The organism is Achromobacter sp., from assembly GCF_036567245.1.
Lineage (GTDB): Bacteria > Pseudomonadota > Gammaproteobacteria > Burkholderiales > Burkholderiaceae_B > Achromobacter.
In genome coordinates, this window is sequence record NZ_DATCUY010000611.1 from 18,749 (window position 1) to 35,008 (window position 16,260).

A 16,260-nucleotide genomic window follows, 5' to 3' on the forward strand; every position below is an offset into this window, starting at 1 on the left:
ATGTGGGGTGGTGGCATGTTTTGACGTTGGTATAAGTGCCAATGGAGTTAGGCTGTAATTTCACGAATCAAGTTGTACTCTGACACCATAATTCCGAGACAGGTCTGGTTGTTTTTCGCCTTCACCCATGGCGCGTTATGAATTGGGATTGCATTGGCTCCCATGTTCCGTGTGGACACGGAGCGTTACTGGGCACAATGGGTGGAAAACGTTAGCCCACATGTGTCGCCAAATTAAGTTAATCAGCACGCGCATGCGCATATTCGTAAGCTATAGCCACCAAGACAAGCCAACGGTCGACGTCATCGTCAACAGGTTGAAATATGCTGGTCATGAAATCTGGATTGATCATCTCAAGCTTAGACCCGGTGACAACATCTCGCGGAAAATCGAGGGGGGGCTTAGGGCTGCGGACGCGGTCTTGATCGTTGTCAGCGCTAACTCCCTTAGCTCAAAATGGGTGCAGCAGGAGTTCTCATCGCTTGCGCTGAGCGAGATATCAAACCGTGCACCAAGAGTCGTTCCGATAGTTATCGATGCGAGTTCTGTTCCTAGCTATCTATCGAACTACCTCTATATTGATCTCTCGAGAGATCTGGAGGCGGGCCTTGAATCGCTCGTGCGGTCTTTTGACGTTGTTCAGCGCAAGGAGACCGCGCAACAGCATAGAGGGGCTGAGCAGCGCAACGATACTCAAGCCACGCAGGTTGCGAGCTTGGGGGCGGCGCTGAAAGCCGGCCGTCTTACGCTTGTCTGTGGTGCCGGTGTTTCAGTCGGGGCGGGGATTCCAGTCTGGAATGATCTTCTTCTAAAGCTTCTAGAGTCCATGATCGAACGCCTTTCAAAGGATCGTTCGCTGGATTTTGGCTCGAATGCAGCAGAGGAGTTCAGCAAGCGTCACGGTGCTTCTTCTCTAATCCTTGGGAAGTACTTGAAAAACAACCTCGGAAGAGATTTTGGGAAAAAAGTTCGAGATGCTCTCTACTCCGCGAAGCCAACTACGTGTGGGCTTATCGACGCCATCGTCGATGCCTCTCGACCGCAGCGTGACGGTAAGCCGCTCGATTCGATCGTCACGTTCAATTTTGATGCACTGATCGAGGAAAACCTGTCCGCTGCGAACATACGGAATCGCGGAATCTACACGGAATCAATCAAGCATGACCCGAATGAGTTGCCCGTCTATCACGTCCATGGGTATCTTCCAAGAACCGGAAAGATCCCAGAGGGTACTGACATCGTTTTCAGCGAGGATGCTTATCACGGTCAGTTTATTGATCCATTCAGTTGGTCAAATCTCATTCAGCTAAATAAGCTTACTCAAAACACGTGTTTGTTCGTCGGCGTCAGTCTTACCGACCCAAATCTGCGTCGTCTTCTGGATGTCGCTTGGAGAAAAAATCCGGACAAGTCTCTTAGTCACTATATCGTGAAGAGGATCCCTCGCTTCACATCCGATGATGACGTGCTTGATGGCCTTGCTCTGCTATTGGAGGAGCAGGATGCAAACGCGTTGGGGATAAACGTCATTTGGGTTGAAAGTTACGCTCGGATTCCGGAACTTATCCGTTCCATCAGGTAGGGAGAAAATCGCTTGACTACCTAGTCCGGCGTCAACGTGCTGGCGAGTTGGCCGCGCGGCAGGGACAGAGGGCGGCTTGCGCCGCAAGTCGTATGCAGGAGTATCGTTAAATAGTGGTGTCAGACTACAATTTTGCTGGCTATATGCAGCGAAATTGTAGTCTGACACCATTGCTAGAGGCGTGTCTGTCTTAATGGCACCCGCTAGGAGATCTCCGCGAATGCAGTAAGTCTTTGGCCGGCGCCTAGGACACAAGCCCGCGATCGCTAATGACCGCTTTCGGTCACAAACAGACGTTCAATTTCGTGGCAAACTTTGATAATAAATACCTCGCATAGGAAACATCGGCATTGTCGCGCGCCCTTCAATATCTCTCGTCACCGGCCTTACGTTGGGCATTGCCGACGCTGGTCCTTCTGGTCACCACCGGGTGCGGGTCTAATTCCGCCGATAGCTCGGCCAAAGCACCGCTGCGCAAGCTTAACCCCGCTCCGACGCAGGCCTATGAGATACGGCTCACACTTGCTAATGCGTCCGATCTCTCAAGCGCAGACGACGGCAAATCGCCGTTTACGGTAGTCGAGGGCACTGTCCAGTTCGACGCCAGCAACGGCGCCCGCTGTGGGAAATCCAACGCCCTGTCCGGCCACGTGCCGACATTGTCCACCCACGAACCGTTCCGACTTTCCCGTATATCCGCCACCGAGTACGTGGGCACCGTGTATGCCGACATGCTGCTCAATGAGGACTATTACGGGCGGGGGGTATGCCATTGGGCATTGACAGAGGCCCGAGTCGCTTTGCGAGCGCGGGCGGACATCGCCGATACGCGATTCGTAGCCGGGCTGCCTGCGAATGAAGTGCTCGCGGGCGGTACACAGGCGCGCTATTTCTGGAAAGGGTATTACCCTCGATTCGAGGACGGGCAACATTCTGATTTTGGAAGGAACCAGTTGGATGCCGTTCCGGCCGATAAGCTTAACGAGTTTTTCACCGTGACACTGACGGCCAGGAAGATCGCTGGCGACGTCCAACGCAAGTGAAGGCAGGACGGAGGGAACTTGTGCCGGTTTTCGGGGCGGCCCGGGCACTGGTTCCCCCGCTTTCAGCGATTAGACCTTGCCTGGATCGCGGGGCGCTCGCCTGTGCTCCTCGATGGCTCCGAGCTGCAAGGCGCCAGGGTTTCTAATACATCGACGCCCTAAATAAATAAATGCGAAAGCTCCGCGGCCAGATTTGCGTCGGGGAAGCTGGAGGCACTTGGCAAGTTTTTCGATGGCGTGCCCGTCAAAAAGCACCCATCTCTCAACGATGGAATCTTGGGATAACGGTCAAAATGAAGAAATTAGCACTGCTTGTCGTCTTGTCATCACTACTGGGGGGATGCACCTCTGGACAGATGAACATGCTGATGGGCACTCGGAACAAAACCTACAACGACGTCAATGCACCTTGGGTTGGCAGCGCGGAAGAGCAATTGATTTCCAAGTGGGGGCCGCCCAAAAAGAGCTATACGCTTGAAAGCGGCGCAAAAATCATTTCGTACGAAGAGATCTGGGGCCCACTCTCTGCATACCACGTATGCATAGAGAAATTCATGATCGAAAAGGGTGTCGTGACCAAATGGGGGATTTCGGATTGCCCAAAACGCATTTCGGGCACGCTACCGAAAGACACCCCTACTCCACAACCGACCCTGTAGGGCGAGCGTCCTGAAACTATTCGGAACGCAACTAGAAGCCGGGGTTCCTGACAGAGACACAACTGTCGAACGGCCGCTTTGGGTCGAAAGCAGACGTGTGAGCAGTTGCTGGCGAAATTGTGATTCACCCTGCGGATAGCATCAGCCCCCCTCCCGTATACTCCTCCTTCTACCGCTACCAACGGTAGCCCGGTTTGGAAGCCGGTAAATTCGTCGGTGCGGACATCACGTCCGCACGCCTTCGCACGCCTCAATGGGCGGGCCTTGGCAGGGGTGCGCTAGCCGCACGCCGGTTCCGACGATCCGGTCTTCCAACCTTGTCCTGTGCCCGCCCGCCTCATTTGGAAGTGGGGCAGCGGGATTTCCCATATCGTCGGAGGAAGTCCATGCAATCCCACCCCCTCACCCAAAACCCCTGGTCCGTCGAATCCGACCCCGAACTCGGCCCAGTCCCCCTCTCCCATCTCCACCACATAGACCGCGCGCGTCACGCCATCGAGGCCATCGCCCGTATGGTCGGCAACAGCGCATCCGAACCCGACGCAACAGGCGGGCAGCCGTTGGACGCCTGGACAGTGGCGGCGTTGATGGGCGGAGTAGAAGGTTTGTGTGATCACCTGGGCACCTTGACCGATGCCGTGCTGGCGCAGGCGCGCTTTTGCGAAGTGGATGCAGATCTCGGCGACGTCACGCACGGCGCGCCGTCGTCGATCCAGTAGCCAAACTCAAGCAGCCAGAGGCGCGGCGCTCGAGCGCCCGCCTTACTCAGCAATCGACCGAATCACCCTGGCCGGATTCCCACCCACCAGCGTATTCGCCGGCACATCCTTGGTGACCACCGAACCCGCCGCGACCACCGAGTTCTCTCCCACAGTCACGCCACCAATTATGGTCGCGCCCGCCGCGATCCAGACATTCCTCTCGATCACAATGGGCTCCGCAGTGACGAAATCACGACGCCGCGAAGGCTCGATCGGATGACCAGACGTAATGAGGCTGACGTTCGGCCCGATCATCACATCATCGGCAATGCTCAACCCACCCAGGTCATAGAAGGTGCAGTTCTGATTGACGAAGACGTTGCGCCCGACGCTGATGTCGGGGCCGCCGGTCGTATAGAACGGCGGGATCAACAGGAAGCTCCCATCGACCGTCTTGCCGATCAGTTCGCTGAACAAGGCGCGGACCTCAGCGGCGTCGTTGAAGGTCAGGCGGTTGAGGGCGGCGGTGATCGCCATCGCGCGTTTGATGTTGGCCGTCATGGCCGCTGATTCGGGCGTTCTTCTGGGAATGATCAGACTGCGGTCGTCATTTGCCATCTGCGGCTTTCCTTTGGGGTACGGCGTAGTCAGCACCAGCGAGCGCAAAGCCCGCACTCAACGCGGCTTCCAATTCACCCCATCCTTGGACCGATACTCCGGCGTCCCCGTGCAACACCCACCCGCGCCAAACGCCTGCCGCCCCAAGAACGCAGTCACCACCCCCTTGCTCTCGGTCAGCCGCTGTTGGACGCAGAGGGTCGGCAGCAGAGAGAAGTCGCCTTCAAGCACCAGCGTCCACTTCACGTTCTCGCCTTCGGCCGGCTCGACCTGGTACACCTTGCATTCATGCACCAGCAGATGCACGGGCTGCCCGGCCAGCTCGCCCTTGAACTGCAGCTCCGGCGGCGTGTCGCGCGTGGCGATGGTTTCGGCGTTGAGTTTTGATCCGGGCGGCGCGGGTTTCAAGGACGAGGAATCGCAGCCGGCCAGCGCGCTCGCGGTGCCCAAGATGATGAGAAACAGGCGAGCTAGGCGAGTCATGCCTATGCGCTTCCGTCAGGCCACGTTGGCGAAGCGCTGTTCAAGGTAGGCAATGATGTCGCTGGACTCATACATCCAGCGCGTGCCTTCCGCCTCGTCAATGCGCAGGCACGGCACCTTAACTTTGCCGCCGCCTGCCTGCAATTGCGCACGCGCCTCGGGATCGCCCTTGGCGTCGCGCAGCGCGATGGGCGCGTTGAGTTTGTGGATGGCGCGCCGCGTCTTGACGCAGAACGGGCAGGCGTGGAATTGGTAGAGCGACAGCTTGGCCGCTTCGGCGTTGACCGCGGCCTGGCCTTGCGCGGAGCGTTGTTGCGGGCGTGGGCGTGTGAGGGCGTCGCCCAGCACGATGATTTGACCCAGGCCGACACGCAGGGCTTTGACTAGCATGGAGAGGGACTCGATACGGTTGGACAGGCGGCCAGTCTACTCTGTGCGGCGTGTTCCGGTATTGCGGATACCGTCATGTGCACTGGCTGGCTGTCATCCTGTGCCAAGTTCTGACGCAGGACTCGAAGCCGGCGCGTTATTGAAACCGCACCGGGTAGCTGCAGCCCGCATAGAAGGTCTTGCAGGTGGCCTGCGTGTCTTTCTTGCAGGTTTCCATGCCCAGCGCTTCTGCCTGTTCCTTGGTCTCGGCGCTGGCGGAATTCATCAAGACGCCCTCGCCCTTGGGCGATGGGCCATACACCACCGCCACGCATTGGTTGTAGTAGGTGATGTTGGTCTCGCAACCCTTGCCGCCTTTGGACGCGCAATGTTCCAGCGCGGCCTGTTCGGCCTTGGCCTTGCTGGTCTTGTCGGCGGCGATGCCGACGGAGCCCGAGGGCGGGTCGTAGGCGATCGCGCCCCAGCGGGTGGTCCAGCGCGGTTGGTCAGGCGTGGTTTGCGCGCCAGTGCCGCCTTGTGGCCGCGACAGGCCCGGGATCGGCACGCACTGCTGGCCCGGCGTGCCGGCGGCGTTGGGCATGAAGCCGTCCGGGCAGCCCTGCTCGGCCTGTGCCTGGCCAGGGATGCCGAGGTGCAGTATCGCCAGCAGGAAAACCAGTTTCAAAGCACGCATGTGTCGTCTCGCAGGTGTTGTGTTCTTTAAGCCGCATGCCACGCGTCCCGCGGGCCGAGCCCGGGTAGGCAGAGAGTCCGAGGCAAGGTGTAAGGCCGTGAATTTTCCCTGGAAAGTGTAGTCCCAAATTCTTTCTACGAATGGCTCTGATGTCCGCACGAACGGGGCGGCGAAGCTGGCGCGATATCATGGCTGCGCCTCTACGCGTCGGGGCATTGCCTGGCCCTGCGTCTCGCAATGCCTCGTTCCTTTCAGCTTCGGAAATAGGAACCCAGAACGATGACGTCTTTTCCCGTGCCTGCCCGCGTGTGCCTGATGATTGCTCTGTTTGCTCCCGCATTGACGCTGGCCCAGCCCGCCAGCGATCCGGAGTTGGCCGCGCGCGCGGCAGCGCAGATGGAGCGCCATCGCGCGAATGTGGACGATCTGCTGGGCACGGCGAGGCGCGAGGGCATGGCGCTGTTGGTGATTCCGACGATCAACCTGGACGCCGCGCCACAGCGGGATTTCGACGATGAAGCGACGCGCGACCGCTATGTGCGTCAGCGCAGCACGTTCATGCGTTGGAACCACAAGTCGGAAAAGGACTACGCGATCAGCGCCGGACAGGGTGAGCACAAGCTGGATATGCTGGACGTGGGGCCGCAGTTCCAGACGGTGCGCGGCAAGCTGCTGTATCAGGTGATACCGGTGTGGCCGGGTGAGTATTGGCTCAACCGTATTACTTATCATCAGCCGCGCACGGAGCTTCCTGAAACGGTGCCGAGCCAGAGCGTCACGGAGCGGCTGAAGAAGATCGGCATTGCGACGCTGGACTACGCGGTGGATCGCGAGTTCAAGAAGACCTCCGCGCGGCCGCAGTCCCGGCCAGAGGCCGACGACGGGCTGGGCCAGGGCTGCGAGGTGGTGCTGCGGGTGGGAGGCGGTTGCGACGAGGCGGCGCGGGAACTGCGTTGGCGTATCAGCGCGGAGCGCGCGTTCAATGAGGGCTGGGCCGATGCCGTACCGGCGCCCGGCATCGATGTCGAGCTGTTGTTTTCACCGATAGCGGCGATCAAGCTGGAAGCGGGCGAGGCGGTGCTGACGGACGGTTTCGTGTTGCCGGTGGACCAGCCGGTGATGACGCCAAATTCGTGCGAGGAAACGTCCTACGGCCCGACCTGCTCGATGGACGCGATCACGTTGACGCGCCTGCCCGCGAGCCTGGAGGATTTCCGTCAGGCGCCGGACGCGGGCAGTTTCAAGCTGCCCAAGCTGGACGAGGCGTTGCGCGACCTGGTGTATCGGGCACCCACGCTGTACTACAAGCCGGAATCCGCAGCCGCGCCGAACCTGATCCGGGCGGTGGGCACGGACTAGCGTCTAGTTGAAATCGGAGAAAGCGCCGGACTGCGAAAGCGCCCGCGGAAGTCGTAGTACCGGATACCGAGGACCCTATTTTCGGATGACTCCTGATGGATTAATCCCGGCCCGGATCGTGCGGGATCGTTATTAAATGTGCGGCAAGCGTCACTGTCTCGGTGGTTGAATAAAGCGAGGTGTATCCATGCCGCACTCTCGATTCACCCTGCATGCCCTGGCCGCCATTGGGGCCTGGTTCATGGCGCTGGGCGCCACGGCCCAAGCGCAAGGAACCGGCCAGAACGCCCCGGCCGCAATGCCGCTCGCGCCGGCGAAATACTGCGAATGCCGCTTCTCATCCGGGCAATACGAGACCTATAGCGTCAACGGGACATGCACCGTCCAGCGGTATGCCGCCGGACGCAAGTGCGAGTACGGCTTCTCGGGCATCGGGGCCAATCCCACGGTGCTTACTTCCATACTTGGACAGAACGCATACCAGGCGCAACTGCAATCCGCGGCGCAGATATTCGCCCGCTACATGGCGTTTGCGCAGTCAGGAGATACGGCCGCTCTGAGCGAGAGCAGTTTCATCGAGAGCGCCCTGCCTGTGCTGGCGCGAGCCAGCCTGTTTCGAGCGACGGTCGCCAGCGCCGAATTGCCGATCAAACAGATCGATAACGAGATCGCCATTTTTTCCACGAAATACAGCCACGTCATAGCGGAAGTGTTCCAAGGAAAAAAGCAGCCCTTGTCGGTGAAGTGGACGGACGACTTCCAGTTCGAGATCGGGCGGGGCTACGTGTTGATGGACTACAAGCAAACCTCGCAATTGCTGGTGCTTTTCTTCTCTGATGCGAAGAGGTGATCGGCCGTGGATCTGACCTGCATGCGAGAGCTGCCCGGATTGGATTGGGCCGTGCTGCTTGTTGCCGTCGTGGTGGCCCTGATCTTGTTTGTGCTTGGGATCTACTTGTTGCTGCGACCCAGGCCCTCCCCTACGCCAAACACCAAGCATGAGGTGGAAACGATCTTCGACAAATATGGCTTGAAAGGACCTGTCGGCGTGTTCTTGATACTGCTCTCCATCGCCTTGCCTGGAGGGCTTTACTGGCAGTTGAATAGCAGGTTCCCCGCCAACGCGGAAGAATTCTCAGGGGCGCCTCGCACACTCGGTTCCATCGCCGAAGGGCTGCGCCGGAACTCCGGCGCCGATATCCTGCTGAAAGGGGGCGCCGAGGCCGTGATGATTTCTCAGCCAGTCAGCGGCGCCTGCTGGTCCGCGTTGGTGGACAAGCTGTGTGCGGCGTATCGGGACACATTGACGTGCAGCCGGGATGGCGATCGGATTGTCATCGACCGCAAGCCCTGAAGCAGCGCGCCGCAAGAGCGGAATAGGTGTGTCAGACTACCGCCATTCACGGCTATTGGGTGCGAACACCCGCTTTCCGCATGAACGTCAGCGATCGCCTGAAAGCCTGGGCCAAGCGCATCAAGCGCGACGGCCTGACGCTATGGTTTGCCGGCAAGCACGCCCGCACGCCCTGGTACGCCAAGGCGCTGGGCCTGTTCGTGGTGGCGTACGCGCTCAGTCCCATCGATTTGATTCCCGACTTCATCCCCGTGTTGGGTTATGTCGACGACGTGCTGTTATTGCCCGGCCTGATCTGGCTGGCCATCAAACTGTTGCCGCCCGATGTGCTGCAGGAATGCCGAGGCCAGGCGGACGCCTGGATGCAGTCGCAGGGTGAGAAGCCGCGAAGTCTAGCGGGCGCGGTGATGATCGTGGCGCTATGGTTGGGGATAAGCGTTGCGGCGTGGTTCTGGCTTGCGCCGTACTTCCGGTAGCCCCCCTGAGCAGCGGGTTTGCGCGCAGGACTACGCCGAACTCTCTTCCACAAATCCCAAGGTCCTGAGTTCGCTGATCGCGCCCTTCTCCTCATCCCGCCGCGCTTTGGGCGCGGCCAGCGAGGTGGTCAGCAGCATGGATGGATTGGGCGATTCGTCAAAGCCATGCAGCACGCTGGCCATGCCCGGGAACGCCTGGATGAAATCCGTTCCCAGCGCCTGGTACCCCGGATAGCGCCCCTGCTTGTCCACGATGACTTGCGTTTGCGGATCGCGCCGGATCAGGTGCAGCGGCACGCCTTCGCAGCGCAGGCCCAGCAGCTTGGCTTCGCTGATGTCCAAGGCCCAATCGGTTTCGGAGTAGAAGGCGGCGCGCGCGGTTGCGAACTGATCGAGGAGGCGGTCGTCCTTGCAGAAGGCGGTGGGCGTCAGGTTGAGATTGAGCTTGCCGATCTTGCCCACCAGCTTGACCCGTCGAAAGAACGGGGCCCACACCAGCAAGATGGGGTTGGTGGACAAGTCCTCGATCAGCACGTCTTCAAACATGCAGGGCTGGATCATCGAGTTGACCGCGCGGCACTTGGACAGGCGTACGTTCTGCACGCGCGACATGCGCTGCGGGGTCTTGACCATGGACAGGGCGCAGTTGTCGAAGGCGCAGTCGTGGAAGTGCAGATCGCTGAAGTGCGAGCTGCCCTTGTCGTGTGCCATTAGGAAGGTTGCGCCTTCGGTTTTATTCATGGGCGAGGGAGATGTCAGGCTGCGATGTCGCCGGGGAGTCGTAGTCTGCCATTTCTAATCCCGGAACAGCAGTATTTCCTACTGCGAGATAGCTTATTTGGTATTCATGTGACATTATTAGAATCTCTTGGATACATTTACCCGTTCCCCTGCGGAGGGCAGGAAGCGGCAGATAACTAAGCTGAAGAAGATGAATCACATGAATAAAAAGATGTTGAAGCTGGCGGCCGCTGCCGCTTGCGTGATGGCGATCGCGGGTTGCGCCAATGTGCCGATGGCGCCAGCTGAACAAAACAAGCAGGCCAAATCGTTCCCGGCGCCGGACGAAGGAAAGTCCGGCCTGTACGTCTACCGGGACAGCTTTGTGGGCAAGGCGCTGAAGAAGGACGTGTACGTCAACGGCAAGTGTCTGGGTGAAACCGCGGACCGCGTGTTCTTCTACACGCAGGTCGCCGGCAACGAGCAGCACAAAGTCTCCACCGAATCGGAGTTTTCGCCGAACGATCTGATGGTGATGATGGAAGCGGGCAAGAATTATTTCGTGCGCCAATTCATCAAGGTGGGCGTATTCGTGGGCGGCGCCGGCGTGGAGCAGGTGACGGAAGAGGAAGGCAAGCGGGTGATCTCCAAATCCGAAGTGAACCTGGCGGCCGAAGGCCGTTGCGATAGCTGATCGCCTACGGCTTCCGCCGCTCTTCTAAGGGGATGACGATGCGTCTTGGTCTGTTGTTGGCGGCCCTGCTGTTTGCCGCAACGGCCCATTCGGCGAACTATCCCTGTTCCGGAAAGAAGGGCGGCGTGGAGCGTTGCGTCGGAGAACAGTTTCTGTGCCGCGACGGTTCGATCAGCGCATCGAAACGCGTGTGTTCAAGTCCGGATTCCAGCGCACAGCCGCTTGTTTCCAAGCCTTCGGCTGCAGGTTCGAATGGCGCATGTAGCTGCCGTGATGGTCAATATTGCACAGGGCCACGGGGCGGAACGTTCTGCTACACCGATAGCGGGAAGAAATCCTATCTCAGGAAATAAGCGCTGCGCTGTTTGAGGCCGTCTCAATAGCTGCCCGCAGGCAGCACGTCCGCCATGTACGCGTCGATATCCGGCCCTTCTCGCAGCACATGCCGCATCCACGCGCCGCGCTCATGCGCGGTCACTTCCAGTTCCCATACGCATGCAATGAATGGTCCCTGCACGGGCTGAAACTGCTCGGGCTGATCCAGCGGCGCGGAGTACATCTGTTGGCACAGGATGCCGCCGGAAATCCACCAGTCCACCAGCAGCCAGACGGCTTCCTCGCCCACGTGCACGATGCAGAAACCCAGGCCGGTTGCGCGCGGATCGCTTGCGGTGCTTTGCAATGCGCTCATCGCGGTCTGGCGGGCGGCTGTCGCGATCTCCGCAGGCAGCAGCGCAACGGCCGGATCGGGATTGCGTTGTATCGCGTAAGCCTTGATGGCCAGGCCGTCTTCGCGCCATTGGTCGATGAAAGCCATGCGGCGCGGTGCGTAAGGTTCTGCGGGAATGGTTCGGAAAGACATGATTGGCAAGGTGAGCGAATTCTTCGGGACCGTGAAGGCAGATATTCTTCCAGCCGTCCGCTAAGCCAGCAAGGACAAGGCCTGGTCCAGCGACAGCACGGTGGTGCGCGATTCAAACGCCGTGGCGAACAGATGCTGGTGCACGATCGGGTCTGGGTCGTAGCAGCAGTCCTTGACCGTCAGCAAGCGATAGTCCGCGTCGCTGGCATGCGCGATGGATGACAGCATCACGCCGGTGGACGCGACGCCGACCATGATCAGCGTGTCTATGCCTTGCGCGGAAAGCCGTACTTGCAGATCCGTGCCGAAGAACACGCTAGCACGGTGGGCGATGATGACAGGTTCGTCTTCGCGGCGGCCGAGTTCCGGCGAGATGCGGTCGTGGACGAAAAGGCCCAGCTGTTTGATGCCCTGCCCGTTCTTGTTCAGGGGACTGACTTCCGGATAGCCGGGGCTGAAGTGAATCTTGGCGAAGTAGACGCTCACGCCTGCATGCCGCGCGGCGTCGCACAGCTGGCGGGTGTTGTCGAGCAAGGCGGGGGCGACCGACGGGAACAGTTCCATGATGTCGGTCTGGTAGTGCATGACCAGCAAGGCGGTACGCGCCGGGGTGATGGCTGGGGTCTGGATATTCATGCTCCGCTCCGCAAGAGGTTTGCCACGCTCGCCTTGCGGGTTCCGGCCTGCTATCGGATGGGCCAGCCCGGGTGTGATGCGTGGCGACGTGATGGAGTGCGACAGGAAGGACGCACGACTCTACCACGGCCGCCATGGCGCAACGGTGTCCGGAAAGCGGTCCCGCAAGACCCCTTGCGGAACCTCTGGCACTACGCCGCCGGCAACTGATTCGTCACGCAATGAATTCCGCCGCCGCCTGATGCGATGGCGTCGATGTCCAACTGGACCACCTTGCGGCCCGGATACAGACGGGTCAATAGATCACGCGCCTTTGCGTCCGCTTCCGCATCGCCGAACTCCGGCGCGATGACGGCGCCGTTGATGACGAAGTAGTTGATGTAGCCCGCAGCGAAGTCGGGGTTGTCGTCCATGAACTTGCTGCGACGCGGATTGAGCGGCGGACTCATGGTGTGGATTTCCAGCGGCTTGCCGTCGGCATCCGTCGCGCGGCGCAGGATCTCCAGGTGCTTGCGGGTCAGCGCGTAGTCGTAGGAGTCGGGATCCATGTCGAGGTTGGCGACGACGACGCCGGGGCGGGTGAAGCGGGCGTAGAAATCGACGTGGGCGTCGGTGATGTCGCGACCCTTGATGCCGGGCAGCCAGATGATCTTGCGCAGGCCCAGGCAGCGCTTCAGTTCTTCTTCGACTTCCGCCTTGCTCCAGCCGGGATTGCGGTTGGCATTGATCCAGCTGCTTTCGGTCATGATGCCGGTGCCGCGGCCGTCGACTTCGATGCCGCCGCCTTCGCCGACCAGTTCGCTTTGCAGGTATTCGGCGTCAACCACTTCGGTGGTTTCGGCGGCGATCTTGGCGTCGGCCGCGTGGCGCTGCTTGTCGCCCCAGCCGTTGAAGTTGAAGTCCACGCCGGTGACTGCACCCTGGCCGTCGAGCACGAAGTTGGCGCCGATGTCGCGCATCCAGATGTCGTCCAGGCGGGTTTCGATGAAGCTGACGTTGTCCGTGCCGCAATGGCGTTCGGCCAGGCTGCGTTCGCGGCTGCGGCAGAACACGGTAACGGGCTGGTGCGCGGCGATGGCGCGGGCGATGCGGCCCAAGGCGGCCTGGACGTCGGCGGTGAAGTCTTCCCAGATGGCGTCCTGGGCGCCGAAGGCGATGAAGGCGCGGGCCTGGGGCGCGCCTTCGTCGGGCATGTGCCCCCGTGGCGCGGACGCGGCCCGCGCGCCGGATGCGAGCAGACCCAAACCCAGCGAGGCGGCGGCGTGGACGCCCATGAGCGTGGCGGTATGTTGGATGAGTTGGCGGCGGGTGGGCACGTGGGGCTCCTGGAATTCTGGATGATCGATAAAAAATGGTTATGTCGGAGTCAAAGGTGCGCACCTCATGAATTGCAGTGTATTTCCCGCAAAATCGCCTGGACAAGCGATATATTTAGCGGAATTATGATTAGCAGGGCTTATCAATATGCTCAAGCAATGGCCTCCCCTGAATGTGCTGCGCGGCTTCGAGGCGGCTGCCCGGTTGGGCAGTTTCCACAAGGCGGCTGATGAACTGCACCTGACGCAATCGGCGATCAGCCAGCAGGTGCGCAGCCTGGAGGACTATCTGGGCCAGCCGCTGTTTTTCCGCCAGGGACGCGCGGTGTCGTTGACGGACGCGGGCTGGGATCTGCTGGGCACGACGCAGGCCATGCTGCAGCAGTTGGCGGCCGGCATCCGCAGGCTGGACCAGTACCGCAAGCCGAACCAGTTGATCGTGAACACCAGCCCGGCGTTTTCGCGGCACTGGCTGCTGCCCAGGCTGGAGGCCTTCCGCGCCCTGCATCCCGAGGCGGATCTGTGGCTGTACACCAGCGATGCCGCGCCGGACATGGCCAAGCAGACCATAGACATCGCGCTGCGCGACGACCTGGGGCCGCAGGCGGATTGCGCCTTCCGCGTATTGGTCGAAGACTGCCTGTATCCGGCCTGCCACCCTCGCCTGTTAGCGGCGGATACGCGCGCCACCCTGCATGGCGAGCGCGAGATGGATTGGAGCCATTGGGAAACGCAGGGCGGCGTCGACGTGGGCCAGCGTGGGCAGGGCATGAATTTCTCCGACCCGGGCCAGTTGCTGGATGCCGCGCGCGAGGGCCTGGGCGTGGCGCTGGTCAGTGGTTTGCTGGCGCAACGTTCACGCCATGACGGCTCGCTGGCGGCGTTGACGGAGCAGACCGTGCGAGGCCCCAAATGGGCTTGGCTGGTGCATCGGGACAGCGAAGACGATCCGCTGACGCGCGCGTTCTGCGAGTGGGTGTCTGGCGAGCTCGGCGCGTCGCGCCAGGACGTTGGCCCGGCAATCTAGGCACGGCGTCGCCGTCGTGCTGCGTTTTTCATCACGGTGTTAAGTTGTAGCTTCACCGCCGCATGCGGCGCATTTCAGAGCAAGAGATTCCTCGATGTCCAATCTTCAATGTACGCGTCCCGTTGCGCTGGTCACGGGTTCGACCTCCGGCATAGGCGAGGCTATTGCCCGCCGCCTCTCGCTGGACGGTTATGCGGTGGTCGTGCATTCACGGCACTCGGCCGAAGCCGGCCATGCCTTGGCGCGCGAACTGGACGAGGCGGTCTACGTGCAGGCGGATCTGGCGAACGATGCCGATCGGGTCCGGCTGGTCCGGGAAGCCGTAGCGGCATGGGGACGGCTGGACGTGTTGGTCAATAACGCCGGAATCAGCCGCGTGATTCCTCATGCGGATCTGGCCGCTGCCACGCCGGACGTCTGGCATGAATTGCATGAGGTCAATGTGGTTGCGCCGTTTCGTCTGGTGGCCGAGGCGCAGGCCGCGTTGCAAGCGGCGGCGGCGCATGGCCGGCCTGCTTGCGTGATCAACGTGAGTTCGCACGCTGGCATCCGGCCCAAGGGCGCTTCCATTCCTTATGCGGCGACCAAGGCGGCGCTCAATCATGTGACGCGCTTGCTCGCGGTTTCGCTGGCTCCGCATATCCGCGTGAATGCGGTTGCGCCGGGCCTGGTGGACACGCCGATGACGGCCGATTGGACGCAGGCCCAAGCGCTGTGGCGCGACAAGGCGCCGATGCGCCGGGCGGCCAGTCCGGAGGATATCGCGCAGGCGGTCTCCATGCTTGCCGCGTCGGATTATCTGACCGGCGAGATCCTGCTTTCCGATGGCGGCCTGAATCTCACGTAGCGGCGCAGGCGCAAGCGGACCTGCGCGGGCATCGCGGCCGCTCTGAAGTCGGCCTGCGCGCCCTGCTGCCATGGACGCTGGCCTTACTTCTCCGCGTACTTCTTGCTGGCCGTGTCGTAGACATAGATGACGGCATCGCCCGCGCCCAGCTGGCGGGTCTTGTCCGGTCCGGAGATTTCCGTGCCGCTGCGCTTGACGGTCACGCGCGGCATGTCGCTGCCGCCGTGCGCGGAAAAGACCAGTTCGCCCGAGCTGGAGACGCAGGGCATGACGTCGCCCTCGGCGCAGGCCGCGCTGTTGTCTTCGCCGGTATTGATGCTGCCCACATAGGTCCAGCCCGCGTCGTCGTCAGGCGGGCCTGGGTTGAAGACCAGCAGAGCGTAGCCGCTGAAGCTGATGCCGTTGTCGAAACCCTCGGTGGGCACGGCCAGCACCAGCTTGCCGCCGGGCGTGCGGTATTCGACCGGCTTGCGGCGGGTGTCCACGTCTTCCGGCTTTTCGTAGGCGCCGAACATGCCGATGGTGTGCTCCATGCCGCGGAACTTCCAGGGGCGTTCGGCCGTGGAGCCGGTCAGGGTGAAGGTGGCTTCGGCCAGGTTGACCTGGGTGCCGGGGCCGACCTCGTCTTCGCCGGGTTTGCCATACCGTTCGCGCGTGTCCCAGACGAAGCCGGTGTAGTAACCGGTGCCGCCCAGCTCGAAGGCGTGGCCGAACCAGAAAGTGGCGATGCTGCCGTTGGCGACTTCATAGGAGTCGGCGCCCTTGCCGTCGATCTGGTAGATGGAATACAGCACGGTGGGCGCATCGGGCGGCGCGATGG

21 protein-coding genes are annotated in these 16,260 nt (G+C 61.1%); 12 read left to right on the forward strand and 9 right to left on the reverse strand.

Annotated elements, in window-relative coordinates; translation table 11 throughout:
* The first annotated feature begins 253 nt into the window (after window positions 1-253).
* The 4 genes from VIR09_RS25950 to VIR09_RS25965 all read left to right on the forward strand — a co-directional run bounded on the left by VIR09_RS25950 (window position 254) and on the right by VIR09_RS25965 (window position 4,003).
* Window positions 254-1,582, forward strand: a complete 1,329-nt coding sequence (locus tag VIR09_RS25950; protein ID WP_332015465.1) for a TIR domain-containing protein — start codon at window positions 254-256, stop codon at window positions 1,580-1,582.
* 350 nt (window positions 1,583-1,932) lie between these two features.
* Entirely contained in the window at window positions 1,933-2,625 is a 693-nt protein-coding gene (locus tag VIR09_RS25955) for a hypothetical protein (RefSeq protein ID WP_332015466.1), read from the forward strand.
* 293 nt (window positions 2,626-2,918) lie between these two features.
* A complete protein-coding gene (locus VIR09_RS25960; protein WP_332015467.1) occupies window positions 2,919-3,284 on the forward strand; it encodes a hypothetical protein in 366 nt (121 codons plus the stop codon).
* Between the two features lie 386 nt (window positions 3,285-3,670).
* On the forward strand, window positions 3,671-4,003 hold the full coding sequence (locus VIR09_RS25965; RefSeq protein WP_332015468.1) for a hypothetical protein: 333 nt from the start codon (window positions 3,671-3,673) through the stop codon (window positions 4,001-4,003).
* Between the two features lie 42 nt (window positions 4,004-4,045).
* Here the strand turns inward: VIR09_RS25965 and VIR09_RS25970 are convergent, their stop codons facing one another.
* The 4 genes from VIR09_RS25970 to VIR09_RS25985 all read right to left on the reverse strand — a co-directional run bounded on the left by VIR09_RS25970 (window position 4,046) and on the right by VIR09_RS25985 (window position 6,149).
* On the reverse strand, window positions 4,046-4,603 hold the full coding sequence (locus VIR09_RS25970) for a sugar O-acetyltransferase (protein ID WP_332015469.1): 558 nt from the start codon (window positions 4,601-4,603) through the stop codon (window positions 4,046-4,048).
* Window positions 4,604-4,660: 57 nt separating this feature from the next.
* The gene (locus tag VIR09_RS25975) at window positions 4,661-5,086 is read right to left on the reverse strand and encodes a hypothetical protein (RefSeq protein ID WP_332015470.1); all 426 of its coding nucleotides are present in this window, start codon (window positions 5,084-5,086) and stop codon (window positions 4,661-4,663) included.
* 15 nt (window positions 5,087-5,101) lie between these two features.
* Window positions 5,102-5,476, reverse strand: a complete 375-nt coding sequence (locus VIR09_RS25980) for a glutaredoxin (RefSeq protein ID WP_332015471.1) — start codon at window positions 5,474-5,476, stop codon at window positions 5,102-5,104.
* A gap of 136 nt (window positions 5,477-5,612) precedes the next feature.
* Window positions 5,613-6,149 (reverse strand): DUF4189 domain-containing protein, encoded by a 537-nt coding sequence (locus tag VIR09_RS25985; RefSeq protein ID WP_332015472.1) that lies wholly within the window; start codon window positions 6,147-6,149, stop codon window positions 5,613-5,615.
* 279 nt (window positions 6,150-6,428) lie between these two features.
* Between VIR09_RS25985 and VIR09_RS25990 the strand changes: the two genes are divergently transcribed.
* From VIR09_RS25990 to VIR09_RS26005, 4 genes are all read left to right on the forward strand, one after another.
* The gene (locus tag VIR09_RS25990; RefSeq protein ID WP_332015473.1) at window positions 6,429-7,508 is read left to right on the forward strand and encodes a hypothetical protein; all 1,080 of its coding nucleotides are present in this window, start codon (window positions 6,429-6,431) and stop codon (window positions 7,506-7,508) included.
* Between the two features lie 187 nt (window positions 7,509-7,695).
* Window positions 7,696-8,358, forward strand: a complete 663-nt coding sequence (locus VIR09_RS25995; protein WP_332015474.1) for a hypothetical protein — start codon at window positions 7,696-7,698, stop codon at window positions 8,356-8,358.
* A 6-nt stretch (window positions 8,359-8,364) separates the two neighbouring features.
* On the forward strand, window positions 8,365-8,862 hold the full coding sequence (locus VIR09_RS26000; protein ID WP_332015475.1) for a hypothetical protein: 498 nt from the start codon (window positions 8,365-8,367) through the stop codon (window positions 8,860-8,862).
* Window positions 8,863-8,942: 80 nt separating this feature from the next.
* Window positions 8,943-9,338, forward strand: a complete 396-nt coding sequence (locus tag VIR09_RS26005) for a YkvA family protein (RefSeq protein ID WP_332015476.1) — start codon at window positions 8,943-8,945, stop codon at window positions 9,336-9,338.
* A 30-nt stretch (window positions 9,339-9,368) separates the two neighbouring features.
* Here the strand turns inward: VIR09_RS26005 and VIR09_RS26010 are convergent, their stop codons facing one another.
* Entirely contained in the window at window positions 9,369-10,049 is a 681-nt protein-coding gene (locus VIR09_RS26010) for a hypothetical protein (protein ID WP_332015477.1), read from the reverse strand.
* A 229-nt stretch (window positions 10,050-10,278) separates the two neighbouring features.
* On the opposite strand from VIR09_RS26010, the gene VIR09_RS26015 reads away from it, so the two are divergent.
* Together VIR09_RS26015 and VIR09_RS26020 are read left to right on the forward strand one after the other, a co-directional pair.
* Window positions 10,279-10,752, forward strand: a complete 474-nt coding sequence (locus tag VIR09_RS26015; RefSeq protein ID WP_332015479.1) for a DUF2846 domain-containing protein — start codon at window positions 10,279-10,281, stop codon at window positions 10,750-10,752.
* A 38-nt stretch (window positions 10,753-10,790) separates the two neighbouring features.
* On the forward strand, window positions 10,791-11,105 hold the full coding sequence (locus tag VIR09_RS26020) for a hypothetical protein (RefSeq protein WP_332015480.1): 315 nt from the start codon (window positions 10,791-10,793) through the stop codon (window positions 11,103-11,105).
* 23 nt (window positions 11,106-11,128) lie between these two features.
* Here the strand turns inward: VIR09_RS26020 and VIR09_RS26025 are convergent, their stop codons facing one another.
* From VIR09_RS26025 to VIR09_RS26035, 3 genes are all read right to left on the reverse strand, one after another.
* Entirely contained in the window at window positions 11,129-11,569 is a 441-nt protein-coding gene (locus VIR09_RS26025) for a hypothetical protein (RefSeq protein WP_332015482.1), read from the reverse strand.
* 105 nt (window positions 11,570-11,674) lie between these two features.
* Entirely contained in the window at window positions 11,675-12,250 is a 576-nt protein-coding gene (locus VIR09_RS26030) for an isochorismatase family cysteine hydrolase (RefSeq protein ID WP_332015483.1), read from the reverse strand.
* Between the two features lie 191 nt (window positions 12,251-12,441).
* On the reverse strand, window positions 12,442-13,566 hold the full coding sequence (locus VIR09_RS26035; protein ID WP_332015484.1) for an agmatine deiminase family protein: 1,125 nt from the start codon (window positions 13,564-13,566) through the stop codon (window positions 12,442-12,444).
* 148 nt (window positions 13,567-13,714) lie between these two features.
* Between VIR09_RS26035 and VIR09_RS26040 the strand changes: the two genes are divergently transcribed.
* Both VIR09_RS26040 and VIR09_RS26045 read left to right on the forward strand, forming a co-directional pair.
* Window positions 13,715-14,593, forward strand: coding sequence for a LysR family transcriptional regulator (locus VIR09_RS26040; protein WP_332015485.1), 879 nt, complete (start codon window positions 13,715-13,717; stop codon window positions 14,591-14,593).
* A gap of 94 nt (window positions 14,594-14,687) precedes the next feature.
* Entirely contained in the window at window positions 14,688-15,440 is a 753-nt protein-coding gene (locus VIR09_RS26045; RefSeq protein ID WP_332015486.1) for an SDR family oxidoreductase, read from the forward strand.
* 83 nt (window positions 15,441-15,523) lie between these two features.
* Here VIR09_RS26045 and VIR09_RS26050 read toward each other — a convergent pair.
* A partial coding sequence (locus VIR09_RS26050; protein WP_332015487.1) for a hypothetical protein occupies window positions 15,524-16,260 on the reverse strand: 737 nt, incomplete at its 5' end.